This window comes from Sphingomonas sp. PL20, assembly GCF_017875905.1.
GTDB classification, from domain to species: domain Bacteria; phylum Pseudomonadota; class Alphaproteobacteria; order Sphingomonadales; family Sphingomonadaceae; genus Sphingomonas; species Sphingomonas echinoides.
Genome location: NZ_JAGINH010000002.1, coordinates 3,398,852 through 3,419,971, shown reverse-complemented (window position 1 = coordinate 3,419,971; position 21,120 = coordinate 3,398,852). Strand labels below are relative to the sequence as shown.

General features: G+C 64.0%; 28 protein-coding genes and 1 pseudogene. 11 read left to right on the top strand and 18 right to left on the bottom strand.

What is annotated here, in order from left to right; translation table 11 throughout:
* The first annotated feature begins 96 nt into the window (after positions 1–96).
* The 3 genes from H4W01_RS16090 (at position 97) to H4W01_RS16080 (ending at position 2,267) form a co-directional block, all read left to right on the top strand.
* Positions 97–654, top strand: coding sequence for an RNA polymerase sigma factor (locus H4W01_RS16090; RefSeq protein WP_209612336.1), 558 nt, complete (start codon positions 97–99; stop codon positions 652–654).
* The gene (locus H4W01_RS16085; RefSeq protein ID WP_209612334.1) at positions 651–1,673 is read left to right on the top strand and encodes a FecR family protein; all 1,023 of its coding nucleotides are present in this window, start codon (positions 651–653) and stop codon (positions 1,671–1,673) included. Before H4W01_RS16090 ends, H4W01_RS16085 begins: the two co-directional genes overlap by 4 nt.
* Positions 1,674–1,886: 213 nt before the next feature.
* Entirely contained in the window at positions 1,887–2,267 is a 381-nt protein-coding gene (locus H4W01_RS16080) for a hypothetical protein (protein WP_209612332.1), read from the top strand.
* A 380-nt stretch (positions 2,268–2,647) separates the two neighbouring features.
* Here the strand turns inward: H4W01_RS16080 and H4W01_RS16075 are convergent, their stop codons facing one another.
* The 13 genes and pseudogenes from H4W01_RS16075 to H4W01_RS16015 all read right to left on the bottom strand — a co-directional run bounded on the left by H4W01_RS16075 (position 2,648) and on the right by H4W01_RS16015 (position 14,290).
* Positions 2,648–2,869, bottom strand: a complete 222-nt coding sequence (locus tag H4W01_RS16075) for a helix-turn-helix transcriptional regulator (RefSeq protein WP_209612330.1) — start codon at positions 2,867–2,869, stop codon at positions 2,648–2,650.
* Positions 2,862–3,101 carry a DUF2274 domain-containing protein gene (locus tag H4W01_RS16070; protein WP_209612328.1) on the bottom strand — a complete coding sequence of 80 codons (240 nt, stop codon included), beginning with the start codon at positions 3,099–3,101 and terminating at the stop codon, positions 2,862–2,864. The genes H4W01_RS16075 and H4W01_RS16070 overlap by 8 nt, the downstream gene beginning before the upstream one ends.
* A 1-nt stretch (position 3,102) precedes the next feature.
* On the bottom strand, positions 3,103–4,326 hold the full coding sequence (locus H4W01_RS16065) for a TrbI/VirB10 family protein (protein WP_209612326.1): 1,224 nt from the start codon (positions 4,324–4,326) through the stop codon (positions 3,103–3,105).
* On the bottom strand, positions 4,323–5,288 hold the full coding sequence (gene trbG, locus H4W01_RS16060; protein WP_209612324.1) for a P-type conjugative transfer protein TrbG: 966 nt from the start codon (positions 5,286–5,288) through the stop codon (positions 4,323–4,325). The genes H4W01_RS16065 and trbG overlap by 4 nt, the downstream gene beginning before the upstream one ends.
* Positions 5,285–6,088, bottom strand: a complete 804-nt coding sequence (gene trbF, locus H4W01_RS16055) for a conjugal transfer protein TrbF (protein ID WP_209612322.1) — start codon at positions 6,086–6,088, stop codon at positions 5,285–5,287. The genes trbG and trbF overlap by 4 nt, the downstream gene beginning before the upstream one ends.
* 5 nt (positions 6,089–6,093) lie before the next feature.
* Positions 6,094–6,933, bottom strand: a pseudogene (locus H4W01_RS16050) (type IV secretion system protein); the annotation flags it as partial.
* 99 nt (positions 6,934–7,032) lie between these two features.
* On the bottom strand, positions 7,033–7,779 hold the full coding sequence (gene trbJ, locus H4W01_RS16045; RefSeq protein WP_209612320.1) for a P-type conjugative transfer protein TrbJ: 747 nt from the start codon (positions 7,777–7,779) through the stop codon (positions 7,033–7,035).
* On the bottom strand, positions 7,779–10,238 hold the full coding sequence (trbE, locus tag H4W01_RS16040; RefSeq protein WP_209612317.1) for a conjugal transfer protein TrbE: 2,460 nt from the start codon (positions 10,236–10,238) through the stop codon (positions 7,779–7,781). The genes trbJ and trbE overlap by 1 nt, the downstream gene beginning before the upstream one ends.
* Entirely contained in the window at positions 10,232–10,516 is a 285-nt protein-coding gene (locus tag H4W01_RS16035) for a VirB3 family type IV secretion system protein (RefSeq protein ID WP_209612315.1), read from the bottom strand. The genes trbE and H4W01_RS16035 overlap by 7 nt, the downstream gene beginning before the upstream one ends.
* Complete coding sequence (locus H4W01_RS16030) at positions 10,513–10,848, bottom strand: TrbC/VirB2 family protein (protein WP_209613407.1); 336 nt, start codon at positions 10,846–10,848, stop codon at positions 10,513–10,515. Before H4W01_RS16030 ends, H4W01_RS16035 begins: the two co-directional genes overlap by 4 nt.
* Before the next feature lie 17 nt (positions 10,849–10,865).
* Positions 10,866–11,855, bottom strand: coding sequence for a P-type conjugative transfer ATPase TrbB (trbB, locus tag H4W01_RS16025; protein WP_209612313.1), 990 nt, complete (start codon positions 11,853–11,855; stop codon positions 10,866–10,868).
* A complete protein-coding gene (locus tag H4W01_RS16020) occupies positions 11,852–12,256 on the bottom strand; it encodes a CopG family transcriptional regulator (protein WP_209612311.1) in 405 nt (134 codons plus the stop codon). Before H4W01_RS16020 ends, trbB begins: the two co-directional genes overlap by 4 nt.
* A 3-nt stretch (positions 12,257–12,259) precedes the next feature.
* Entirely contained in the window at positions 12,260–14,290 is a 2,031-nt protein-coding gene (locus tag H4W01_RS16015) for a conjugal transfer protein TraG (protein ID WP_209612309.1), read from the bottom strand.
* A 183-nt stretch (positions 14,291–14,473) separates the two neighbouring features.
* Here H4W01_RS16015 and H4W01_RS16010 point away from each other — a divergent pair, with 183 nt between their 5' ends.
* The 5 genes from H4W01_RS16010 (at position 14,474) to H4W01_RS15990 (ending at position 16,785) form a co-directional block, all read left to right on the top strand.
* A complete protein-coding gene (locus H4W01_RS16010) occupies positions 14,474–14,716 on the top strand; it encodes a hypothetical protein (protein WP_209612307.1) in 243 nt (80 codons plus the stop codon).
* Positions 14,717–14,806: 90 nt separating this feature from the next.
* Positions 14,807–15,517, top strand: coding sequence for an antitoxin Xre/MbcA/ParS-like domain-containing protein (locus tag H4W01_RS16005; protein ID WP_209612305.1), 711 nt, complete (start codon positions 14,807–14,809; stop codon positions 15,515–15,517).
* Positions 15,514–16,101: an RES family NAD+ phosphorylase gene (locus tag H4W01_RS16000; RefSeq protein ID WP_209612303.1), complete on the top strand. Its 588-nt coding sequence runs from the start codon at positions 15,514–15,516 to the stop codon at positions 16,099–16,101. Before H4W01_RS16005 ends, H4W01_RS16000 begins: the two co-directional genes overlap by 4 nt.
* 70 nt (positions 16,102–16,171) lie before the next feature.
* Positions 16,172–16,399 carry a hypothetical protein gene (locus H4W01_RS15995; protein WP_209612301.1) on the top strand — a complete coding sequence of 76 codons (228 nt, stop codon included), beginning with the start codon at positions 16,172–16,174 and terminating at the stop codon, positions 16,397–16,399.
* An 8-nt stretch (positions 16,400–16,407) separates the two neighbouring features.
* Entirely contained in the window at positions 16,408–16,785 is a 378-nt protein-coding gene (locus tag H4W01_RS15990) for a hypothetical protein (protein WP_209612299.1), read from the top strand.
* A 16-nt stretch (positions 16,786–16,801) separates the two neighbouring features.
* Here the strand turns inward: H4W01_RS15990 and H4W01_RS22880 are convergent, their stop codons facing one another.
* Positions 16,802–17,317, bottom strand: a complete 516-nt coding sequence (locus H4W01_RS22880; protein WP_334685312.1) for a DUF3363 domain-containing protein — start codon at positions 17,315–17,317, stop codon at positions 16,802–16,804.
* Positions 17,275–17,673, bottom strand: a complete 399-nt coding sequence (locus H4W01_RS22875; RefSeq protein WP_334685311.1) for a DUF3363 domain-containing protein — start codon at positions 17,671–17,673, stop codon at positions 17,275–17,277. Before H4W01_RS22875 ends, H4W01_RS22880 begins: the two co-directional genes overlap by 43 nt.
* On the opposite strand from H4W01_RS22875, the gene H4W01_RS22870 reads away from it, so the two are divergent.
* From H4W01_RS22870 to H4W01_RS15970, 3 genes are read left to right on the top strand one after another with little or no spacing between them, the layout of a single operon-like run.
* Positions 17,672–18,436: an asparagine synthase-related protein gene (locus tag H4W01_RS22870; RefSeq protein ID WP_334685310.1), complete on the top strand. Its 765-nt coding sequence runs from the start codon at positions 17,672–17,674 to the stop codon at positions 18,434–18,436. The two genes, H4W01_RS22875 and H4W01_RS22870, sit on opposite strands and share 2 nt — an antisense overlap.
* 11 nt (positions 18,437–18,447) lie before the next feature.
* The gene (locus H4W01_RS15975) at positions 18,448–19,059 is read left to right on the top strand and encodes an asparagine synthase-related protein (RefSeq protein WP_209612294.1); all 612 of its coding nucleotides are present in this window, start codon (positions 18,448–18,450) and stop codon (positions 19,057–19,059) included.
* Complete coding sequence (locus tag H4W01_RS15970) at positions 19,049–19,270, top strand: SDR family oxidoreductase (protein WP_209612292.1); 222 nt, start codon at positions 19,049–19,051, stop codon at positions 19,268–19,270. Before H4W01_RS15975 ends, H4W01_RS15970 begins: the two co-directional genes overlap by 11 nt.
* Before the next feature lie 55 nt (positions 19,271–19,325).
* Here H4W01_RS15970 and H4W01_RS15965 read toward each other — a convergent pair whose 3' ends face one another.
* The 3 genes from H4W01_RS15965 to H4W01_RS15955 are packed head-to-tail and all read right to left on the bottom strand — an operon-like array spanning position 19,326 to position 21,102.
* Complete coding sequence (locus H4W01_RS15965; RefSeq protein ID WP_209612290.1) at positions 19,326–19,850, bottom strand: cytochrome P460 family protein; 525 nt, start codon at positions 19,848–19,850, stop codon at positions 19,326–19,328.
* 56 nt (positions 19,851–19,906) lie between these two features.
* Positions 19,907–20,371 (bottom strand): nuclear transport factor 2 family protein, encoded by a 465-nt coding sequence (locus H4W01_RS15960; RefSeq protein ID WP_209613406.1) that lies wholly within the window; start codon positions 20,369–20,371, stop codon positions 19,907–19,909.
* Positions 20,371–21,102, bottom strand: coding sequence for a dienelactone hydrolase family protein (locus tag H4W01_RS15955; RefSeq protein ID WP_209612288.1), 732 nt, complete (start codon positions 21,100–21,102; stop codon positions 20,371–20,373). The genes H4W01_RS15960 and H4W01_RS15955 overlap by 1 nt, the downstream gene beginning before the upstream one ends.
* Positions 21,103–21,120 lie beyond the last annotated feature (18 nt).

Genomic DNA, 21,120 nt, shown 5'->3' with positions numbered 1-21,120 from the left:
AACGATCACAACAAAAGTCTCGCTTGATCCCCCCGATCATAGCAAAGCACCGTCTAACAGCTGTGATATGCCGGAATGTCCGGCGGAGCAGGACGCATGAGCGGAGACCGTCCGGAAAAGGCTGATCCCATGCAGGCGGCAACCGGTCCGCTGCATAGCTATGATTTGACGGAATGGATGAATCGCTATGGCCCGGGCTTGCGCCGCTTCCTGGCCCGGCGGGTGAATGCAGCCGATATTGATGATCTTGTTCAGGATGTTTTTCTGCGCATGCAAACGGCCCAGCCTAACCAGCCAATCGAACATGCCGAACGCTATCTTTTCCGCGTCGCACAAAACGTCTTGATCAGCCGCTATCGCGCCGATGGCGGTCGTTCACCGTCGATGCCCGGTGTAATTGAGGGGACCAAGGCCGAACCTCGCGATGATATGTCTCCCGAACGCATTGCGATCGGGCGGGAACAATATGCCCTGGTCGTTCAGGCCATCGCGAACCTGCCGCCGCGCGTTCGCGCCGCCTTCGTCATGCACCGCTTCGAAAACATGACATACCAGACGATCGCGGTGCGGATGGGTATCACCAAAAATTCGGTAAAGGAGTTGATCCACCGGGCCTTGGTCCGTCTGTCCGACGTGATGGAGGACAGTCAGTGACGAAGGTGCCCAAGCGCCTGGACGACACTTTGCAGGCCGAAGCGACGCGTTGGTTCAGCGCGCGGCGCGCCGGAGACATGGCAGCGGAGGAACGGGCGACGTTCAAGGATTGGCTCGCACGCAACCCAGATGCTGAAGCCCGCCTCGAGCGGCTGCAACAACACTGGGATGCGCTCGATTCCATTGCCAACGACCCAGCCGTCCTCGAAATGCGCGAACACGCGGTTCAGGCCTACAATCTTCCAGCGCGCTTCAAGGCTTTGCTGGCGGTGGCGGCTGCGGTGCTGTTGCTGGTCTCCTCCTCTGTGACCTTTCTGCACTATGGCAATCCGCTGCGATCCTTGTTCGGTTCAGACGGGGAGGTGTTCCGCACCGGCACCGGCCAGCGCACCACCGCGACGTTGACCGACGGTTCGGTGGTAACGCTCGACGCGGAGAGCGAACTGCGGGTCGTCGAAATGGGGGCCCGTCGACGCTTGCAACTGATCCGGGGGCATGCCTTTTTTCAAGTCGCCAAGGACCGGTTGCACCCCTTTTTCGTCGAAGCGGCGAGCAAGACGATCCGCGCGGTTGGGACGGAATTTGACGTCCAGCTCGACGACCAGGCGAAGCTGACCGTTACGCTGATCGAAGGAAAGGTGCGGGTCGAGCAGCCAAACGGCTGGGTCCGGCCCGGACGCCGTGTCGATATGGTAGCCGGGGCACGCCTGGTCGCGAAATCGGATCGCGGCTGGAAGGTGACGCACGTCGACACCGGGAGCGAGACGAGCTGGCTGACGGGCCGCTTGACCTTTGTCCGTGAACCGCTCGCGGAGGCGCTGAAAGAGGTGAACCGCTATTCCGCGCGCAAGATCGTCTTTGCGGACGGGCCCGCACCGCCTACCAATATTGTCGGTGTATTTGCAGCGGGCGATGTCGAAGGCTTCGTGACGGCGCTGGAGCTGAACGGGATCGCACGCGTCTCCCACCGCACCGACACGGAAATAATTGTCACGCGCTCCGCGCGAGATGAAATGTGAGCATCAGCAGACGGTGAACTGATCCCGGATGCCAGCAAGTACTGTGGGAGAGAGTGTAGGCAATTCTTATAGAATTGATATTACTATGAAATTAAATTACGATGTATAGCCCTACACTGAGCCCCGCAGTCTTCCGCATACCGTGGCGAATATGTACTGGAAGGGTGGGGAGAGCGATGCCAACTTACGCAAAATTCGGGCGAAGAATTAATCATGGATATGCATATATCCGCCTCTCACAAAAGAAGTGACGAAACCGCGCCTTCGTTGTCGGGCGTGCAACGCGGCCAACTAGCAGTGGCCGCAAATCAGGTCGAAGTCGGCACGAACCAAATCGAAGTTGTCCGAAGCCAATACGCCATCCGGCTTAACGGCATAGTGGACGATGCGAGGGCGGCGGCGAACCCGGTCGCGAAATTCTGTCCGGCGCAAGTGCCCGCGATGTTCGCCAAACCGTGCGCAAAGGCAAAGGCGGCGACAACCCGATTCGCGACCGCATTTCAGCAAGGGACGGCTTCGTTCACGCCGCAAAAGCAACGGGTGCAGATCGAAATCGATCGCCAAAATAAATGGGCCGCGCAGATCGACGGCTAGCCCGAACCCGATTGTGGGCACCATGCAAGCGCCGAACCGATGGCGGACATTATGGTGGACAGCGGGCCCACCTTGGAAAAAATTAGTTATTTCAATGGGTAATGGCGGAGCGGGAGGGATTCGAACTGCGACGATAAAGCCCTGATTCTTATACGTCTTTCAGTTCGATTTCCTCAAGGCGCCACGCCTGAAGCCACGCGATTGAAATCTTGCCCTTTTTAGGACCGATCGCTTGGGCACCAACTCGTCGGTGCGGGATGATTGTAGCCGCTTGACCGCCTCGGATCAATCGGCCGGAAGCGCGGACTTCGGATCTCCTATCCCCGCTTGTACGCTCTTTATCTATGTCAATGAGGGGTCAGATCTATTGCTCCCGCGTGTCACACCTTGCGTTTCTTTCCTTCAAAACCGTCCTTCACATCGGCAATCCACGCCACGATCTCGTGCTCGCTCCAGCACGACGTAAAGGGCGTGAGTTTATACGGCTTCGGAAAGCGCCCCTTCTGTATCATCTCGTAGATCATCGACTTTCCTAGGCCGACCCGCCGGCAGACCTCGGGGAGCCGAATGAATCGTTCCGGCTGCTCCCAAGTCTCAGGCATCGTAGCGCTTGGCGTCAGGGAGGTTCGTGCGCGCTTTTGCAAACCCTCGGTCACTGGCCAGGAAAGCGGACAACATATAGGGCACGAGTTCGGCGACAGGCTCGGACTGGCCATAGGTTTCGTTGTAGATGGCCGCATAGTCGGTAGGCGCGTGGTGCAATTCCGGCGCCACCGTGATCGTCAACTTGACCGGAGTGCGGTCAGGCAGCCTCGCAAGCTTGATCTCGGCCATATCACCTCTCCGTGCTATCGGATTTCAAAAACACGATGTCCTTGTGCACCACGACCCGGAGCGGCCAGCCGGGCCGGACACGGATCGTCGGCTGAATGTTGAGGTTGCGCGTGACGAGCTGATCGCCTGCGCGCGACCCGCTCTGCTGCGCGGACTCCCGGATTGCGCGAACCAGATCGCTTTCATTGCTGCCGAAGCTCAGCTGCGTTCCGACCCCGAGCAATGTCGATAGTGCGACGCCCTTGAGCAGTTGCCAGGTGTGGACATCTACCTTGTCCGACAGCCCCGCATAGCCGGCCGTGTCGGTCGCCGGCACGTTGTCGATGCGGACCGACGCACCGTCGGGCAGGATGATCCGTTGCCAGACGACGAGGGCTCGCTTCTGTCCGAACGCGACGACACTGTCATAGCTGCCGACCAGCCGTGAACCCTGCGGGATTAGCAGGATCCGTCCGGTGACGCTGTCATAGGCATTCTCGGTGACCTGCGCCGTCACGAGGGCAGGCAGATCGGAATTCAGACCCGTGATAAGACTGGCGCTGATGATGCTGCCCGCCATCAGCGTGTAGGGTGATGGCGACGGCATGAGCGCGTGGGGATTGATATCGCTGGTCCGATCCGCCGCACCGACGAAGTCCGCCTTGCGCTGTTGCCCGTTCGGATCGCGATCCGGATCGAGCGCAATCTTCGCCGTCCCGGCATCCCCGGGAGACGCTGTCGAAGCGATTGGTGCGGGCGGCTCCACTGCACCCGGACGGTTCGCACCCGAAATTTGCATCATCACGCCGGACTCGCGCGCGGCCTTCTGCTCGGCAGCGACGCGTTGACGTTCGGCCTCCGCAGCCTGCGCCCGCTGGTCGGAACCGCCAGGCGGGATCGCACTGCCGATCGACTGCTGATGCTCAAGGATCGGCCGCCCAAGGTCGCCCGGAAGCGGCGGACCGAGCTGGGGCACGTCACCATAGCTCTTCGGCGCGTTGGCGAGCGCGTCGGCCGGCGCCTTCGCTCCAATGTCTGGCCTATCCTCGTTCGCCGCAATGACGTGGAACGTCGTCGGCTTCAGTGCGAACCAAGCCGATCCAACGATCGCGGTCGATCCCAGTGCGGCGATTGCGACGACCGCACCGCGCCGGAACCGGACGACCCGGCCGGGTGAACCGCGCAGGACGAGGGTTTCGGGATCAGCCTTCGCGGGCGCCGGCCGTTCGGTGGTTTCGTCGGTCATGATGCCCTCCGGTGGTTCGGGCGCCCCGCGTCGCCGCCGCGCGTGATCCGCACGACGGCCTGTTTCTTCTCGCCGAGCCGGAGTTCAGCGGCATCGAACAGGCGGTCGACGACATAGAAGCGTCCGGACACGCGGTAGTTGACGAGTTGCGCATCGCCTTTCGGACCCACGACGAACAGTGGCGGCGCCTCTCCGACAGCCAAGCTCGGCGGAAATTCGATGAAGGTCTGGCGACCATCGTCGAATGCACGAAGCGGGCGCCAGTTCGGCCTGTCTCCCGTGATCGCATAGCCAAAGTTCAGCTGCTCGACCGCGAGCCCGCTCGCGACCGGCGCCGCAGCGCGCTGCTGGTCTGCCGCCCGTTTGATAGCCAGCAATTCGTCCTGCGGGTAAGTCCAGGACAACGCCGACATCGCCGTCGTCGCCGTGCTCTCAAGCTGGAGATGATATGTGCGTCGGTCTGTGGTGATGATCAGGTTGGTCGTCAGCCCCGCGATGAACGGCTTCACCAGGATGTGCACACGCTTGGCCTCACCGGTGCCGCTGGTTGTGTCGCCCACGGTCCAGCGCGCGGTGTCGCCGGCCGCCACCGAGATGATGATTTCACCGGCCTGCAAGGCGATATCGCTCACCAGTTCCGGTGCGGCATAGAGCCGATAGAGTACGCCGTCGCTGAACGGATAGATCTGCGCGGCATTCACGAAAGCATGGGCTTGCGGCTCGAGCGTCGCCTCGCGATTGGCGGTCCGAACGCGCCGCGCCGCCGGCGACAACGGTTTCAGCCGGTGACGAAGCGGCGACACTGCGAGCGGCGGGGCATCGGCGGCGACGGGCGGCCCGACCGGCGCTGCCCCGGGCGTTGGCTGGCTTGGCGCCGGAACAGCCGGCGTCGAAGCCGCCGTCTGGGCATGCGCGGAGGAAACAGCGACCAACATCGTCGCCGCGAGCAAGGCGGGTTTCATTGGCGGTTCTCCTGTGGGGATGGCGCGAGGTTGGGATCGAGAGGTGAGCCGAGCGGGAGATTCGTCGGCGCCGCGGTCGGCGCTGGCCGTGGCGAAGCCATCGCGCTCGGTGTGGGTGCGTCGGGTTCGCGGCTCCAATCGATCGCATCGACGTAGAGTCCGAGCGGGTTCTTCCGCAGTGTATCGGCATTCTTCGGTGGCTTGACCGTGACCGTCAGGATTGCGGTCCAGTGCGAGGTGCCGGTGAGGCTTCCTCGGTCGAACGCGGTCTCCACCCACTTCACCTGGAAGGATGTATCCGACGCGCGGACGACGCTGGTGACCTGCACCGACACCGTCTTGTCGCCGACGTCCGCGAACGGATTCGCCAAGCGGGCATATTCACCGAGAAAGATGGCCCCGCGCGGGGATATGAAGTCATAGGCCGCCAGCCAGTTGGTCCGCATCAGCACGGGGTCGAGCGACCTTCCCCGAATATCGGTGATGAATCGGCCGAGGAACCAGGCGATCTGAGGGTCGGTCGGGCGATAGTCGGTCGCAGCGGGCGCGATCGCCCGTGCTTCGCCAAGCGCATCGACCGCGACGACATAGGGAACGACGCGGCTCTGCATCGATTGCCAGACCAGCCCGGCGGACAGTCCGGTGGTCAGGAACAGTCCGCCGAAGGCCATCAGCCGCCAGTTACGCGCCTGGACGCGGGCCGATCCGATCCGCTCGTCCCAGAGTTGCCCTGCACGTTGGTAAGGTGTTTCGGGTTCAGGCGTTCGCCCATAGCGCTGCACGGCGCGCTTGAATCGCATGGGGATTACTCCTTTTCCTTGATGTCTGGGGTTGCGGAGGTGCCGCCACGATCGCCGTCCTTCAGCGTGTGATAGGCAAGCTGGCGGTGGTGCCGGGCAGTCTGTTGGGCACGCAGATTGCGAGCCCAGGCGGGAGCCGAATCGCCGCTGCCAGAGCCCGGCGCTCCGGAACCGGAAGCGGCGTTTGCGCCGCTGAGCGCGGTCCAGGCAGCATTGCGGCCACGTTCGGCGGCCTCGCCAAGTCCAAGGGCGCTGCCGACCCTCTGTGACACGGCGCCCTTGGCAGCAGCAGCCATCCCGCCGATCGCAGAGCCGCCGGTTTCCTTGCCGAGCTGTGCAGCGGTCGACGCAGCCGAGCCCATCGCGGTGCCGGCACGGATCGCGCCAAGGGCACCGCCCGCCACGCCGCGCGCTGCCGCGACGGCCGCTCCGCCTCCCACCGCGAACGCAGCACCAGCACCGAGCGCGGTGCCAACGGCCGCGCCCGCGCCGAGTTGCGGCGCGCCGGCGACAAGACCGGATGCGATGCCGGGGCCGAAGATGCCGAGACCGAATAGTGTGATGCTCGCAAGCACGAGGCTCATGGCCTGGCCGATGTTGGGCTCCTGACCCTGCAACGCGTCGACGAATTGGGAGAAGAAGCCCGAGCCGATACCGACGATGACGGCGAGCACCATTACCTTGATGCCCGACGAGACCACGTTGCCGAGCACGCGCTCGGCGAGGAAGCTCGTGCGACTCCACAGCGAGAAGGGAACGAGCACGAAGCCTGCGAGCGTGGTAAGCTTGAACTCGATGATCGTGATGAAGAGCTGCACGGCGAGGATGAAGAAGGCGAGGATGACGGGTGTCGCGGAGCCCTGGCGGCCATGGGGGCGAAGGCCCAACAGAGCTCCGCGACGAGGGAATGCCGGCGGGGGAGCTGAAGCCGGCGTCCCCTCAGCTCATTGCGGCGTGTAGGCGTGCCCGCTTCCGAGGAATTTCTGGGTCGCGGTGCGCGCTTCCTGCTCGGCCTGGACGCGGCGGGCGGCCTCGGTCGCGTCGGCGCGGTATTGGGCTGCCATCAAGGTCTGGATCTGGAGCTGCTGCTTCGCGGTCAGCGCGAGCAACTGGTTGGTCGCCTGCTGCGCCTGCAAAGATCCTTCGGCACCTTGGCTGCGCGATACGATGTCGGACAGCGTCTGCGCATCGGCCGAGACATTCTCGACCACCTGTGCCTGCACGGTCATCGTGTGCTTGTACGCATCCATGCTCGCGTCGAGCCGGGAGCGGGCCCCGATCACCTGTTGGTTGGTCCGCAGCGCCTGACCAAAGTCGCTTGGGAAAAGTTGGCTGAACTGCTGATCCAGCCCGGAAACCTGAAACCGGATCGCCTGCGCCTGTCCCATCAGCTGGTCGATCTGCTGAAGCGTGCTTGTGAGTGCCTGCAACTCCGGGAAGTTGATGCGGCTGAGGTTCTTCGCCTGATTGATTAGCATCGTCGCCTGGTTCTGGAGCGACTGGATCTGGTTGTTGACTTGCTGCAGCGTACGGGCCGCCGTGAGGATGTTCTGGCTGTAATTGCCCGGATCGAACACCGTGAGCTGAGCATGGGCCGGTGTGCTCGGCACACTCACACCCATAATGAGCGAACCGACGGCGCCGAGTCCGAGCGCGGACGCGGCGAGATATTTGCGAAAAACGATACGCATTACAGATCTCCTGCTTGGGGGGCTTGGGGATGGGGGAAATCGGCGAGCAGGCCGGCGGCCCAGTCGAGGCCGGCACCGCTCAAGAAGGCGGCGGCAAAATCATGCGCGCCGTGCTCGGCGAGCTGGGCATCGATGCGGGCCTGGGTTGCGGGATCGGACGCGCCGCACAGCGCCAGCGCTACGGGTCCAAGGCCGAGTTCGAACAGGCGGTTGCCGCGCGCCGATTGCAGATAATATTGCCGCTTCGGTGTAGCGCGGCTGATCAGTTCGATCTGGCGGTCGTTGAGGCCGAACCGCTCATAGGCGGCGCGACCTTGGGGCTCGATCGCGCGGTCGTTCGGCAGCAAGATGCGCTGCGGGCAGCTTTCGATGATGGCGGGCGCGATCGAACTGTTCGCGATGTCGGCGAGGCTCTGCGTAGCGAACACGACCGCGACATTCTTCTTGCGGAGCGTTTTCAGCCATTCGCGGATGCGCGCGGCGAAGAGCGGATGATCGAGGAAGATCCAGGCCTCGTCGAGCACGAGTAAGGTCGGCCGCCCGTCGAACCGTTCCTCGAGTCGGTGGAACAGGTAGGTGAGCACAGGTGCGACGACGCCGGCTTGGCCCATCAGCGCCTCCGTCTCGAAACACTGGATGTCGGCGATGGCGAGATCATCCTCGTCGGCGTCGAGCAGGCGGCCGAATGGCCCTTCCAACGTGTAAGGCGAGAGCGCTGACCGCAATGCGGTCGACTGGAGCAGCAGCGACAGGCCGGTGAGCGTCCGCTCCTCGATCGGGGCGGTAGCCAGGCTGTTCAACGCCGACCACAGCGATTCCTTGATCTCGGGCGTAACTGCGACATGCTCATGCGCGAGCAGGGCCGCGATCCATTCCGCCGCCCAGGCGCGCTCATCACCGCGTTCGATGTGGCGCAACGGCTGGAACGCAATCGCCCGCGCCTCGCCATCATGCTCGCCACCGAGCCCCAGCGCATGATGTGCGCCGCCCATTGCGAGCACGGCCGCGCGTGCCGAGAAGCCCTTGTCGAATACATAGATCTGCGCTTGCCGGTAACGCCGGAACTGCAAGGCAAGCAGCGCGAGCAGCACCGACTTACCGGCACCGGTCGGGCCAACGATCAGCATGTGGCCGACGTCGCCGATATGGGTGGCCAAGCGGAACGGCGTCGAACCGCTCGTCTCGGCAAAGAGCAGTGGCGGACCATCGAGATGGGCGTTGCGGACCGGCCCAGCCCAGACCGACGACAACGGCATCAGATGGGCAAGATTCAGCGTGTGGACCAGGGGCTGCCGGACATTCGCGTAAATCTGCCCGGGCAGTGATCCGAGCCAGGATTCGACCGCGTTGATGGTCTCGCGGATCGTAGTGAAGCCGAGGCCGTTGACGATCCGCTCGACCGCGCGGACTTTCCGTTCTGCAGCCGCGCGATCGCCGTCCGCCACCGTGATGGTGGTGGTCATATAGCCAAACGCGACATGATCGCCGCCAAGCGCCTGGAGTGCGAGGTCGGCGTCGACCATCTTGTTGTCGGCGTCGCTGTCGAGCAACTGGACCGGCTGGTTGTAGATCACCTCGCGCAGCAGCGCGGTCACCGACTTGCGCTTGTTGAACCACTGGCGGCGCAGCCTGGTCAAAGCCTTGATCGCGTCGGTCTTGTCGAGCGCGATGAACCGCGTGACCCAGCGATACCCGAAATCCTGGTGATTGAGCGCGTCGAGGATTCCGGGCCGGCTGACGTTTGGAAAGCCGAGGATCGTCAGCGTGCGGAGATGCTGATCGCCCAGCATGGGCTCGAGCCCGCCGGTCAGCGGCGTGTCCACCAGCACGCCGTCGAGATACATCGGCGTTTCGGGAACGGCGACGCCGTGCCGCCGCGCCGATATCGTCCCGTGCAGGAACGTCAGCGTCTCGCCGTCGTCGAGCGCCCGGACATCGGGCATGAAGCCGGACATCAGGTCGAGCACGCGATCGGTTTCGGTGACGAAGGCGCCAAGCGCCTGTCGCCAGTCGCGCCCCTTTACGTCGTCACTGCGCTCGACGAGGGCCCGGCCTGCCGTATCGGCTTGATCGCCCGGCGGCATATAGGTGAGGGTGAGATGGTAATGGCTCTCGAAATGCTGACCGGCATTTTCGAAGCCGGAACGGCGCTCCTCATCGACGAGCCAGGATGCCGGATCGGGGAAGGCACTGGCAGCATAGCCGAGCGCTTCGCGCCGTTCGGCTTCGAATTGCAACGCCCACCCGGTGCCGAAGCGCCGGAGCACGTTGTTCGCCCGTGCGCAGGCGGACACCAATTCGGCTTCGGTCGCGGATTCCAGATCGGGTCCACGGAACCGCGCAACGCGTAGGAAGCTACCGTCCTTGTTGAGGACGATGCCGGGGGCGATCAGCGCCGCCCAGGGAAGATGGTCGGCAAGCCGGTCGGCTCGGCTGCGATATTCGCGCAGGCTCAGCATGCGAGATGCCCTTTCTGACGAAGATGCCGGGCCAGGACCGATGCGAAATCGGGATCGCGCTTGGCGGCGAGCACGGCGAGCGTGTGTCCGAACGCCCACACCACGAGCCCGGCAATCCACTGCTGGAGGCCGATCCCGAGCGCAGCCGCGAGTGTGCCGTTGACGATCGCAATCGTCCGCGGCGCACCGCCGAGCAGGATCGGCTCGGCGAGCGACCGGTGCAGCGGAGCCTCGAAGCCCTCGATATGGGCGGCATTGTAAGAGTTTGGCCCGATCACGCGATCAGCGCCCCGCCGCCGAACGAGAAGAACGACAGGAAGAAGCTCGACGCCGCGAACGCGATGCTGAGCCCGAAAATGATCTGGATGAGCTTGCGGAAGCCGCCAGCCGTCTCGCCGAACGCAAGGGTCAGGCCGGTGACGATGATGATGATCACCGCGACGATCTTGGCGACCGGCCCCTGAACCGAATCCAGCACCTGCTGAAGCGGCTGCTCCCACGGCATGCCGGTGCCGGCGGCCTGGGCGTGGCTGGCGATGGTGAGGCCGAGGCCAAGTGCGGCACCGACGAGGAAGGTCGAGCGGCGCCCCGGAACGGAAAGGGCGGGCATGTGAGCAAGGCGCATTGTCATTCTCCTGGCTTGGGGATGGTGGGATCGGGGGTGAGGTCGATGATGGCGTAGCCGCCGTCGGGATCGACGCCGGCGACGCGTGCGATGGTCTCGACCCGGCGGGCGAGGCCGCGACCGGCGATGAACACGATCATGTCGATGGCCTCGGCGATCAGCCGGCGCGGAACGGTGACGACCGTTTCCTGCACGAGCTGTTCGAGCCGGTAGAGTGCGGAGACCGCACTGTTGGCATGCACGGTGGCGATGCCGCCGGGATGGCCGGTGTTCCATGCCTTTAGCATGTCGAGCGCTTCGGCCCCGCGGACTTCGCCGACGATGATGCGGTCGGGGCGCAGCCGCAGCGTCGAGCGAACCAGGTCGGCCATGCCGACGATGCCGGGCCGGGTACGAAGCGCCACGATATCGGATGCCGCGCATTGCAGTTCGCGCGTGTCCTCGATCAGGATGACGCGCTCATCGAGATGCGCCATCTCGGCGAGCAGCGCGTTGGCAAGCGTGGTCTTGCCCGACGACGTGCCGCCTGCGACCAGGATGTTCCTGCGATCGACAACGGCACGCGACAGCAGCCGCGCGGAGTCGGCCGATATGATGCCGTCGGTCACATAATCGAGCAGCGTGTAGATCTTCGCCGCGGGTTTGCGGATCGAGAAGCAGGGTGCGAGGCAGACCGGCGGCAGGACCCCCTCGAACCGCTCGCCTGCGCCCTCACCGTGCGGCGGCAGCTCGGCCGACACGATCGGAGACGTGGCGTGGACTTCGGTACGGGCGTGGCTTGCGACCAGGCGGATGATCCGCTCGACCTGGGCCGGATCGTAGCGGGTGCCGGTATCGGTTCGCCCTTCGCCAAGTCGGTCGAGCCGGAGCGCGCCGTCGGGATTGACCATGATCTCGATGACGGCCGGATCGGCGAGCGCGGCGGCGATGGTCGGCCCCATTGCGGTGCGCAGCATCGCGCGGCGACGATCGGCGGAAAGCGTCTCGCTCATCGCCCCGCCTCCGCATCTTCGATCGGGCCGATCGAGCGCTTGCCCGAACCGATCTGCCGGCCGACCTGATTCACGAAGGCCTCGAACCGCTCGCGCCCGACCGCGCGTGCTGCGGTGTCTGCTTCCGGCAATGGCGCGGTTACGGTCAGCTGATAGCGGACGAACAGCGACAGACTTTCGAGCAACACCTCGATGTCGCGCCGGGCGTGGCCGATCTCACGGGAGATGCGATCAAGCCTGCCCTTCAGCAGGTCGTCGATCTCCTTGGTGCCCTTGCGCGCCAGGTAGGCTGCGAGCGCATCGCTGACGATCTGCGATTTGTTCGTTCCCGGCTTGCGCGCAAGGTCATCGAGCGCATCGCTGAGCGCTTGATCGATATAGAGGTTCTGGCGGAATTTCATCGCTCAGAGCCCCGGCAGCAGGTCGCGCCCGCCGGCTTCGTCGATGCCGTAGCCGCGCGCGACCGCGCTCAGTCCGCGGGCGCGGTCCATCGCCCGTTGATCGGCGGCGAGGTCGCCCTCGTCCTGGTCGGCGGCGAGCAAATCGAGCTGCTTCGGCTGCTCGGGTGTCGTGGGCGCTTCCTCGGCAAGGCTCGGATGGCGTTGCTGCTCGAGGCCACCATCTTCGGCTTCAGCCTCGGCAGCGTCTTCCGCGACGACGAGGCGCGCATCGGGTCGGCGGGCGAAGCTGCCCCAATCGTCGGAACGCACCTTGGGCTTGTCGGGATAGTTGCCGTCGGCAAGTGCGGGCGGCGGCGCGATACGCGACGTGAAGTTGTGGTCTTCGTAATAGCGCAGCTTCTGCGCGCGGATCGGCGCCAGACCGGACACGAGCACCAGCTCGTCGACGGGCGGAAGCTGCATCACCTCTCCGGGCGTCAGCAACGGTCGTGCGGTTTCCTGCCGGCTGACCATGACATGCGCGAGCCAGGGTGAGAGACGGTGGCCGGCATAATTGCGCATCGAGCGCTGCTCGGTGGCGGTACCGAGTGCGTCCGAGATACGGCGGGCGGTGCGTTCGTCATTGGTCGCGAACGCGACGCGGACATGACAGTTATCGAGGATCGAATTGTGCTCGCCGTAAGCCTTCTCGATCTGGTTGAGACTCTGGGCGATCAGGAAGGCGCGCACGCCGTAGCCGGCCATGAAGGCAAGGCTGGTCTCGAAGAAATCGAGGCGCCCCAATGCCGGAAACTCGTCCAGCATCATCAGCAGCCTGTGGTTACGTTTCGCCGACCCGACGCCATCGAGGCGTTCGGTTAGTCTGCGGCCGATCTGGTTGAGGATCAGACGGACCAGTGGCTTAGTGCGGCTGATGTCCGACGGCGGGATGACGAGGTAGAGAGAGACCGGCTGCGCCGCATCGACCAGATCGGCAATCCGCCAGTCGCAGCGCGACGTTACCTCGGCAACGGTCGGATCGCGATAAAGCCCGAGAAACGACATCGCGGTGGAGAGAACGCCGCTGCGCTCATTGTCGGACTTGTTGAGCACTTCGCGGGCTGCCGACGCGATGACGGGGTGGACCTGCGGATCCTCGGTCGTGCCGAGATGATTGGTCGTCATCATCCGCTTGAGCGTCGCCACGAACGGACGCTGCGGGTCGGACAGGAAGGTTGCCACGCGGGCGAGCGTCTTCTCTTCCTCGGCATAGAGGATATGCAGGATCGCCCCGACCAGCAGCGAATGGCTGGTTTTCTCCCAATGGTTGCGGCGTTCGAGCGCCCCTTCCGGGTCGACCAGGATATCGGCGATATTCTGGACGTCGCGGACCTCGTTCTCGCCGCGGCGGACCTCCAGCAGCGGGTTGTAATGCGCCGATCGTGCATCGGTCGGATTGAACAGCAGGGCATGCGAAAAGCGCGAGCGCCAGCCCGCGGTGAGCTGCCAATTCTCGCCCTTGATGTCATGGATGACCGCCGAGCCGGTCCAGCTCAGCAGGGTTGGTACGACCAGACCGACGCCCTTGCCCGAGCGGGTCGGCGCGAACGCCATCACATGCTCGGGGCCGTCATGGCGCAGGTAGCGGCCATGGTGCCGACCGAGAAAGGCGCCGGCATCGCCAAGCAGCCCGGCGCGTTCCATCTCGCTGACCTCGGCCCAGCGCGCCGAACCGTAGGTCGTGACGTAGCGCTGCTGGCGCGCGCGCCACAGTGACCCGAAGATTGCGGCAGCGCAGCCGACGAACCCGCTGGCGCCGGCAATCATGCCCGCCTTGTCGAAAACCTGCGGCGCGTAGGCATCGTAGTGATACCACCACGGGAAGATCGCCCAGGGCCGATAGATCGGCGTGTGGAACAGGGTGAACCAAGGGAGCCCGAGCTGCGGCTGATAGGCGAGCATCGCCGCCGCCCACTGCGTCGCCGCCCACAGGCCGGCGATCACGATCGCGAACACCACGATAATCTGACCGATAAGCAGCTTGGTCGGTGTCATTTGGGCGCTCCGCCCGAAGGCGGAGATGCCCTTCGGGTTCATGCCCGCAAAAATCGATCCGTTCGGCTCGTTGGGAAATTACGGTCTCGCAGCGCCGGGACGCAGCTCAGCGCGGCTCGCGCCGCTATGAGCGAAGCCCAATATAGAATTGACTCGTCGTTCCTTATTTGTTCTCACGTCTCTATGGCACGAATCGACGAAGAGGCACTTTCTCTCCATCTGGAAGTCGCACTGGCAGGCACTGCGCCCCGGCTGTTGGATGATCTGAGCAATCCCGATCGGTATCGACGGGGCGCGGCGGTCGCTGATGTCGCGCGCCAGCTTGCCGAGCGCCTGCGCTGCTTCGATATCCAGTTCGACGAACCCGGCTTGCGATCGTCTGCGCAGCCGTCGCTATTGCCGCCTGACCTCGGACCGATGGGCTAGGCACGGACGAACCGAACTTCGTACAAACCGGACATTCTGGACAAACCGGATGAACGTCGCTATATCGGATTCCGAAAAGGAACGAGACTCATGGCGACGCAATTGCAGAGTGCCAATGCCCGCGCAGGCGTGCGCAAACTGGTGGCGAGCGAGGTGAGCGACGCGCTCACCCGCTACGAGCCGAGCCTCGCTAAGGCGGCAGCGGCCAATACGGCGCAGATTGTCGCGACGGTAGCCGCCGCAGTGGTCGGACTGTCGCCCTCCCAGCAGAAGCGGTTGAAGAGCCGGAGCGGTGACCTGGCCGACATGATCGCGGCCTGGGCACGCGGCGACAACGCAAACGGTCGGATCGAGATTCCGGCTCCTGTCGAGATCGAGTCTCGCAAGGGCGCGGGCTTTGGCGAGCTGGTGGATATCGAGGAAGGGCGCCGCAGGCTCTCCGACTATGCGATCGATATTCCGCTCGCGGATTGGGCTGGTCCCCTGGCTGGATCGAGCGCGCTTATGGAGGACATGGGGATTGCCCGCTCGACGCTCCACGACTGGCAGCGTCGCGGCGAAGTGGTCGCCTTGCTCAAGGGCGCGCGTAAGCACGTCTTCCCGCTTGCACAGTTTGTCGATGGGCGGCCGGCGCAGGGCATTCGCGATATTCTCGATATCGTCGATAGCCCACGCCGGGCCTGGTTCTGGATGGTGAACCCCAGCCCGTTGCTTGGCGACAAGCGCCCAATCGATCTGCTCAAACAGGATCGTCGCAAAGAGGTCGTGGAAGCGGCCCGGACTGTCTTCGATCGCCCGTGACGCTCGACAAGGCCATATTGCGGGAGTTGGCCGTCAGTATCGACGTGACCGGCTATCTGCGCATCATGGACGCGGCGCATCGCGCGACGCCGACCGGCATGGGCTATGGCAAGACACGCTTCGCCAGCCCGACCGACAGCTTCAAGCTACTCTACGTCGCTCAGGATTTGCAGACGGCGCTCGCCGAAGCGATCATTCGCGACCGCTACCAAGGGAAGCAGAAACGCGAGCTGCTCGAAGAGGATGTAGAGCAATCCGTCATCGCGAGCATGATGTCGCTCGCGCCGTTGAAACTTCTGGACCTGCGCGCGAGCGGCGCAAGCCGGTTGGGGGTGCCGACCAACGCCGTGCGCGGCAGGGCACAGCAATCCGGGCGCCGGTTCAGCCAGGAATTGTACGATACCACCGACTTTGACGGCATCGTCTATATGTCGCGGATCACGAACGCCGAGTGCGTGGCTGTCTATGATCGGGCAACCAGCTCGAAGCTCGACCCGGCTTGCCCGGTCGTCGATCTCGTCCGCCTCGCCGACCTTGAACCAGCGCTGCGATCACTCAACGTCTCGCTGATCCGGAAGCCCTAGCCGTCGGGCGGTGGTGTGCGCCGTCCGGATATGGAAGACAGCATTTGCCCCGATGACGAGGAAGATCCCAATGAAGCGCACAGAGGCAGAACCGGCTATCCGCACTCTGGTTCACCAATGGGCTGAGGCTGCCGGCATTGCCGTGGGCTCCGCTGAGCAGCCGTCTTTCTCCGCCTTCAGGCGTTGGGCCGAAGAACAGGGTTATTCGGGCTATTTCGTGTTCCGATCCACGATGGGCGCGCTTGAAGATGCTGAACGCTGGTTCGACCAAGAGTTGCGCCAGACCTGGCGAAACTAGGAGGCTTTATGGCTGACACAACTCCTTGGCTGGCGCGTAGTACGGGAAACTTCGGCGAGGCCTTTCCCAACGTGGAAGCGATCGACTTCACGATCGATGACAATCCATGGGGTTGGTACAATGTGCGAGGACACCGTCCGCCGCACTTTACCAGCGCATCTGCGACGTCGTTCATTCCTTGTCCGAATGATCGCTGCCGGCGCGGCGGCTTCGATTTCGGAACATTCCTCCGCAACCACTCCTATGGCGCCAAGATTACCGACGTGGATCAATCATACCCGTGTAATGGCGACGAGGGCACGCCTGCCGGCCGCCGTAAAGGTGATCCCTGCATGAACAGCTTCAAAGTGAGGGGTACCATTAAATATAAGCCCAGCGCGGAATGAATGCGCCCATGTCAGGCTAGGAAATGCCAGGCCCGCTTCGTCCGCGACCGAAGCTCCAGCTGATGCCGTCGCCGCGCATGATACCGGACACGCCCTTGCCGACATGACGATCGAGCACTGGCCGCCACGGGACCAGCGTAAATTCACGCGATTTCTCGACCAGCGCGAACCGCCCGCTCATCGTATCGACCGGCTGGCGATAGATGCCGCTCACGCGCGCTCCCGGTTCCGTCTCCGCGAACGGCATCCCCAACTCGCGCGACAGCTGAGCGCCGACGCGCAACAGTTCGCGCCGCTGAAGTGCCGCGACCATGCCAGATCGATATGTTGTGGTCCCTTGGACTTCTTCCGCGAACCCCTGCGCGATCAACCATTGTCGTCGACGCGCCAGTGCGTCGCGCGCATCGTGCCCGAAGCCGGCATCGCGCAGCGGCGCCGGATCGGCGCCCACCAACTCGCGATCGAGCCAGGTCGAGGCGTCGGCGGCGATCAGCTTTTCCAGCGGGTGCGGTGAAAGCGTCTCGACCGCCACGGCCGGTCCTTCGCCCGCGCTGTTTCATAAGCGGCGGCGCGATCGAGATGATCGGGCGCGATGATCCATGACCCGTCAGCCTCGAGGGTGACGCCGCCGGTCAGCCGCCGCATTGCCTCCAGACGCCGCACATGGGTTTCGGCGAACGCTTCGGTCGCGGACGGGTCATGGCGAAGATGCGCGTCGACGTCGTAGCGTCCTTCGTTGGCGGCAGCGATCGCGGCGACAATACGGTCGGCTTCGCGGATGCCGACCGACACCGGCTCGATCCGCACGATCGTCCCGGTCGCGTGCGGATCGACATTCTCACCCTTGCCGATCTCGACATAATGGGTGCGGCCATCGGTCGCCGACATGGAACTCCTGTCGGCCGGCGGCGCAGTGCATGGCGGAGTCAGGTGGGATGCCCTCGGCCGCATGCTTTTTTGGAGCGGACTTCCGACGCGCGAGACGGCGCTTGTCGGTATCGACATGATATTGGCCGGGACGACGCTGATCCTCGACGGACACCGGGAAAACACGGTGACGAGCTGGTCGCCGTGGGACTTTGCAGAAGCGCCGACGGGCGAAGGGAGCACGGCGGCAGGTGAGCGGCTGCGCCGCGCCATCGATCAATCCATAGGCGCATGGTCGTCGCTCTACCGCCATCCTTTGCTCAGCGTGTCCGGCGGCCTCGACTCCTCGATCGTCGTCGACTGCATCGCCCGATCGATAAGGGAGCGATCAGGAAGAGAGGTGTCATGCATCACGCTCTATACCGATGATCCGGCGGGGGACGAGCGCGATTATGCCAGGCAAGTCTGCGCGGCCTTGAATCTCCCGCTTGTCGAATGCCGCTATGCGCTCGAAGCTGTCGATCTCGGACGCGCACTGGGTGCGCACCTTCCGCGTCCGGCGGGGAGGGTGGAAGCCCAGCCTTATGAGACGGCACACCGGGCAATTGCCGCACACGTCGGGGCTTACGCTTTCTTCACCGGTAACGGCGGCGACAATGTCTTCTGCTATTCGCGGTCCGCGGCGGCCTTGGCTGACCGGGCGTTGCAGGAGGGACTTGGGGCTGGCGCGGTGGCAACGCTTCGCGACATCTGCCGCCAAACGGGGCCGGGCCGCTCCGCGTGACGCGCGCGGCGATGCGCATTGCTCGCGAGGCTCCCGGCTATCGCTGGAGAGCGAGTCCGGCGTTCCTGCATCCCGAGCTTATTGCGTCGTTGCAGGGACTCGCACTTGCGCATCCGTGGCTTGAGGCCCCACCCGGGGCGCTTCCTGGAAAGGCGGCGCACATCGCCGGACTGCTGCGGGCGCAGGTGACGCTCGAACCCGATCGCAGCCGGGTTGCTCCCGTCGTCCATCCGCTCCTGTCGCAACCCGTCGTCGAGACGTGCCTTTCGATCCCGAGCTGGCAGTGGCGGACAGGTGGCAGGGATCGTGCCGTAGCGCGCGACACCTTCGCCGATCGGCTGCCGCAGGCGATTCTCGACCGCAAGAACAAGGGGACGCCCGACCCCTTTTGCGGTGAGATCGTCGCGCGAAAGCGCGAGGAGATGCGCGAACGCCTGCTTGACGGACAGCTCATCGCTCATGGACTCCTTGATGCAAGCGCGGTCGAGGAAACGCTGCGACGTGACCGTCCGACGACCGGTGAGGAGAATGTTCGCCTACTCGAGCTCGTCAATGTCGAGGCGTGGCTAACCGTCTGGTTATCTAAGCCGCGTGAGGAACCCGTCGGTACCGATGTATTTTGACGGCGGGGCGGGGGCCGAGGGCTGGCAAAATCTTTCAGTGTCGGCGGAAGGGCATTTGGCCATACAGCACGCCACGCAGGAAGCGACGCCGCTTGGCAGACTAGCCGCCCCCGCGGAGATCGCCTCCGCCGCCCTGTTTCTGGCATTTGATGAGAGCAGCTACGTGCACGGCACCGAACCGTTCGTAGATGTCGGCTCGGCGCAGATATGAACTCTCGGAGCGATCCGATGAGCAGAAATCTTGGATGCGGATGTTTTGTCGCGTCTTAGGGAGCGTAGCGGGTGAATACGAAGTCGGCCGTCTTCTCGAGCTTGGCATGGCACGGAAGGCATTGCCCCATCAGCGCGGCGTTACCATCCGGCTTTCCGTTCACGAACTGGCCGTAGCCCCACCCGCCAGAAGCAAAGTAGCGCTTCGAGTCCTTGGCGCTGATCTGGACATTGGTGGGCGCGCCGGCAACGAAAGACTGGGGTGTCGGAAAGACGGCATCATTACGCGCCGACGACTGATATCGCCACGCCACCCGAGCGATCATGGTGCCATCGGGAAACGGCCGCTTGCCCGTCCTGAAGGCGTTGATGGCGATGTCGTTTCCGAGAATGGCGCGGATGTCGTTGTTCTTGCCTGCCTCGTGCGCGACGCTGATCACGCGCCAATCCCGGTAGTTCGGGGGAAGCGTGACGCCATAGACGGGGGATCCGCCTCCGGCTGATCGGGTTCCTGCGGCAATTGCGCCGACACTGACGGCAAGGGCGCAGGCGGCAAGTCTGTAGGCGTACTTCCGTTTCATCGGGACACCCGTGGTTTGGGGACGGTTGAAGGCCGGTCCCAGGTGGTTGAGCGGTGTCAGAAACCGAACGAACTGAGGCCGGGATGCTCATCGGGCCGCCGACCTAGCGGCCAGAAGAACTGGCGTTCTCGCTCGGCGATCGCGTGCTCGTTGATGCTGGCGATGCGGTGTCGCATCAGTCCATCGTCGTCGAATTCCCAATTCTCGTTGCCGTAAGCGCGGAACCACTGCCCGCTATCGTCATGAAACTCGTAGGCGAAGCGAACCGCAATCCGATTGCCGCCGAAGGTCCAAAGCTCCTTGATGAGTCGATAGTCGAGCTCGCGCGTCCATTTGCGAGTCAGCAGGGCGATGATTGCCGTGCGACCCGTCACAAATTCGGCCCGATTGCGCCAACGGCTACTCTCCGAATAGGCAAGCGCGATCCGCTCGGGATCGCGGCTGTTCCATCCGTCTTCCGCGAGACGGACCTTTTCGATGGCCGAGGCCTCGTCGAATGGAGGCAGAGGCGGGCGGGTCATCATGCCGGCACCCCGGGTTCGCCGCTGGACCGATCGGCACAAAGATAATGCTCGAGATGCGACCAGGTCCTGCCGTTCGCGAGGGCCGCCGCTTGAGCATTGTAATGTGCGCCGCCGTGGCGCGCAAAGGCATGGCTCTGCCCAGGATAGCTATAGGCGACGGCGTACGGATTGTCCGCAAGGGCGGTCTTGATGACCGCTTGAGCCTGGTGCGAAATATACTCGTCCTCGGTGCCAAGATGGACGATGAATGGGGTGACGATGCGGTCTGCCTCTTGGGCATAGCCGTCTGCGCCTCCCGGATAGTAGGCGACCGCGGCATCCGCCCCGGTCCGCGCGGCGGTCAGGAACGTCATCAGCCCACCGAGGCAGTAGCCTATCACGCCGACCTTGCCCGATGCGCCCTCCAAGGTTCGGGCAATGGCAATCGTTGCGGCGATGTCGGCCACGCCCTCGTCATAATCGAACGCATTGTAGAGCGCGAAGCCCTTCGCCCAGTCAGCCTCGCTGAACGCCGACAACGACACACCAGGCTCCTGTCGCCAAAACAGGTCGGGGCATAGCGCGACATAGCCACGATCGGCCAGCTCGCGGCACGTGACCTTGAGATCGTCATTGATCCCGAAGATCTCGTGGAGAACGATTACGACCGGGGCTGGCTCGACCGAGGGGCGCTCGATCAGCGTGGCAAAGTTCCCGTCGCGAACGGTGACCTGGATAAATTCGCTCATCGTCATTGTTCTCCACTG

What these genes read in the sequence shown, in the direction of transcription:
- H4W01_RS16090 (WP_209612336.1), top strand. Translation starts at nt 97, where the DNA reads ATGAGCGGAGACCGTCCGGAAAAGGCTGATCCCATGCAGGCGGCAACC.
- H4W01_RS16080 (WP_209612332.1), top strand. Translation starts at nt 1,887, where the DNA reads ATGGATATGCATATATCCGCCTCTCACAAAAGAAGTGACGAAACCGCG.
- H4W01_RS16075 (WP_209612330.1), bottom strand. Translation starts at nt 2,869, where the DNA reads ATGCCTGAGACTTGGGAGCAGCCGGAACGATTCATTCGGCTCCCCGAG.
- H4W01_RS16070 (WP_209612328.1), bottom strand. Translation starts at nt 3,101, where the DNA reads ATGGCCGAGATCAAGCTTGCGAGGCTGCCTGACCGCACTCCGGTCAAG.
- H4W01_RS16065 (WP_209612326.1), bottom strand. Translation starts at nt 4,326, where the DNA reads ATGACCGACGAAACCACCGAACGGCCGGCGCCCGCGAAGGCTGATCCC.
- trbG (WP_209612324.1), bottom strand. Translation starts at nt 5,288, where the DNA reads ATGAAACCCGCCTTGCTCGCGGCGACGATGTTGGTCGCTGTTTCCTCC.
- trbF (WP_209612322.1), bottom strand. Translation starts at nt 6,088, where the DNA reads ATGCGATTCAAGCGCGCCGTGCAGCGCTATGGGCGAACGCCTGAACCC.
- trbJ (WP_209612320.1), bottom strand. Translation starts at nt 7,779, where the DNA reads ATGCGTATCGTTTTTCGCAAATATCTCGCCGCGTCCGCGCTCGGACTC.
- trbE (WP_209612317.1), bottom strand. Translation starts at nt 10,238, where the DNA reads ATGCTGAGCCTGCGCGAATATCGCAGCCGAGCCGACCGGCTTGCCGAC.
- H4W01_RS16030 (WP_209613407.1), bottom strand. Translation starts at nt 10,848, where the DNA reads ATGCCCGCCCTTTCCGTTCCGGGGCGCCGCTCGACCTTCCTCGTCGGT.
- trbB (WP_209612313.1), bottom strand. Translation starts at nt 11,855, where the DNA reads ATGAGCGAGACGCTTTCCGCCGATCGTCGCCGCGCGATGCTGCGCACC.
- H4W01_RS16020 (WP_209612311.1), bottom strand. Translation starts at nt 12,256, where the DNA reads ATGAAATTCCGCCAGAACCTCTATATCGATCAAGCGCTCAGCGATGCG.
- H4W01_RS16015 (WP_209612309.1), bottom strand. Translation starts at nt 14,290, where the DNA reads ATGACACCGACCAAGCTGCTTATCGGTCAGATTATCGTGGTGTTCGCG.
- H4W01_RS16010 (WP_209612307.1), top strand. Translation starts at nt 14,474, where the DNA reads ATGGCACGAATCGACGAAGAGGCACTTTCTCTCCATCTGGAAGTCGCA.
- H4W01_RS16005 (WP_209612305.1), top strand. Translation starts at nt 14,807, where the DNA reads ATGGCGACGCAATTGCAGAGTGCCAATGCCCGCGCAGGCGTGCGCAAA.
- H4W01_RS15995 (WP_209612301.1), top strand. Translation starts at nt 16,172, where the DNA reads ATGAAGCGCACAGAGGCAGAACCGGCTATCCGCACTCTGGTTCACCAA.
- H4W01_RS15990 (WP_209612299.1), top strand. Translation starts at nt 16,408, where the DNA reads ATGGCTGACACAACTCCTTGGCTGGCGCGTAGTACGGGAAACTTCGGC.
- H4W01_RS22870 (WP_334685310.1), top strand. Translation starts at nt 17,672, where the DNA reads ATGGAACTCCTGTCGGCCGGCGGCGCAGTGCATGGCGGAGTCAGGTGG.
- H4W01_RS22875 (WP_334685311.1), bottom strand. Translation starts at nt 17,673, where the DNA reads ATGTCGGCGACCGATGGCCGCACCCATTATGTCGAGATCGGCAAGGGT.
- H4W01_RS15975 (WP_209612294.1), top strand. Translation starts at nt 18,448, where the DNA reads ATGCGCATTGCTCGCGAGGCTCCCGGCTATCGCTGGAGAGCGAGTCCG.
- H4W01_RS15970 (WP_209612292.1), top strand. Translation starts at nt 19,049, where the DNA reads ATGTATTTTGACGGCGGGGCGGGGGCCGAGGGCTGGCAAAATCTTTCA.
- H4W01_RS15965 (WP_209612290.1), bottom strand. Translation starts at nt 19,850, where the DNA reads ATGAAACGGAAGTACGCCTACAGACTTGCCGCCTGCGCCCTTGCCGTC.
- H4W01_RS15960 (WP_209613406.1), bottom strand. Translation starts at nt 20,371, where the DNA reads ATGACCCGCCCGCCTCTGCCTCCATTCGACGAGGCCTCGGCCATCGAA.
- H4W01_RS15955 (WP_209612288.1), bottom strand. Translation starts at nt 21,102, where the DNA reads ATGAGCGAATTTATCCAGGTCACCGTTCGCGACGGGAACTTTGCCACG.